The organism is Pseudanabaena sp. 'Roaring Creek' (assembly GCF_001402795.1).
Lineage (GTDB): Bacteria > Cyanobacteriota > Cyanobacteriia > Pseudanabaenales > Pseudanabaenaceae > Pseudanabaena.
Map to the genome: position 1 here is coordinate 1 of NZ_LIRE01000491.1, position 1,498 is coordinate 1,498.

Consider the following 1,498-nt stretch of genomic DNA (forward strand, 5'->3'; position numbering starts at 1 on the left):
TATAGTTGTTTTAAATAACTTGTAGACGGGCTTCGACTTCGCTCAGCCCTCGGTGTAAGCTAGCTGAGCGAAGTCGAAGCTGTAGTTTTTATTTGAATTATCTATATCTAGATCCATGACTCAACTGATTAGTTTGAAACTCTCTGAACTGGCAGCCGAGTTTAGAGCCCTATTGCCCGATTGCCGTTTTGAATCCGATAGTACCGATCCGATCATTACAGGGGTCGCCGAGATCGCATCTGCCCGATCGGGAGAAATTACCTTTGTATCTTCCGCAAAATTTATTCCCCTGCTGGAGGAGACTCAAGCCAGTGCCGTCATTCTCGATTTGCAAACGCGTTCCTCCTTACCCTGTATTCGCAGCGCCTATCCTCAGATTCTCCTTGCCAAAATTCTCGAAAAGTTTCATCCACCAGTTGCGCCGCCTGCGGGTATTCATCCCACAGCGGTTTTGGGTGAAGATGTGCAGCTGGGCAACAACGTGACGATCGCTCCCTATGTCGTCATTAGCGATCGCGTCAAAATTGGCGATAACACCATAATCGATTCCCGCGTGACCATTTACAACGATGTGGAAATTGGGGCAAATACAGTCATCCATACCAGTTGTACGATCGCGGATCGTACTAAAATTGGCGCGAATTGCATCATCTACCCCAATACAGTTCTCGGAGCCGATGGGTTTGGTTTTGACCTTGCCCCTGATGGGAATTGGTATAAAATCCCTCAAATTGGGCGGACAATCATTGAAGATAATGTTGAGATCGGTTGCTCTTGCGGCGTTGACCGTGCTGCGATCGGTATGACAACTATTCGACAAGGGGCAAAGCTCGATAATTTGGTGCAAATTGGGCATGGCGCAGAAGTCGGAGCCGATTCGCGGCTCGGCTCACAGGTAGGATTAGCGGGTGGAGCGGCGCTCGGACATCATGTGGTCATGGGGGCGCAGTCGGGTTCTGCGTATCACCTTCATATTGGTGATGGCGCAAATATTGGTGTTAATTCAGGTATTCCTAGCGATATTCCCGCAGGTGCGCGGGTGGTGGGCTATCCCGTCGTTCCTGAAGAAGATTGGCATCGCATTACGATTGCGAAAAGTCACCTTCCCGCTCTCCTCCGCACTGTACGTCAACTGGAACAAAAAGTTGCGGAACTAGAAGCCAAAATTGCGGAATAATGCCAATTTCCAAAATGGCAACGCCATTTTGGAAATCTCAAAACCTTATACCAAAGCTCAAAATGGCAACGCCATTTTGAGCTTTGCAAACCCATAAGGCTCTTGCGGATAAAAAATGTCCCACCCAGTTATCTAGCTTCGACTCCGCTCAGCTAACGTTGGCTGAGCGGAGTCGAAGCCACAGGTACGTTAATTACTAGCAAGTCCCTAAGAGCATATCGCCCGCTGCGCAGGCGATATGCTCTTAGGGGTTTGGTTTTTAATTATGCTTAGCTACTTATAGATAATTTAAATAAAAACTACAGCTTCGACTTCGCTCAG

At 48.1% G+C, this 1,498-nt stretch carries 1 protein-coding gene; it reads left to right on the forward strand.

Features of this window, described 5'->3' with window-relative positions:
- The first annotated feature begins 115 nt into the window (after positions 1-115).
- Positions 116-1,177 (forward strand): UDP-3-O-(3-hydroxymyristoyl)glucosamine N-acyltransferase, encoded by a 1,062-nt coding sequence (gene lpxD, locus AC805_RS15395; RefSeq protein ID WP_055076239.1) that lies wholly within the window; start codon positions 116-118, stop codon positions 1,175-1,177.
- Positions 1,178-1,498: the final 321 nt, after the last annotated feature.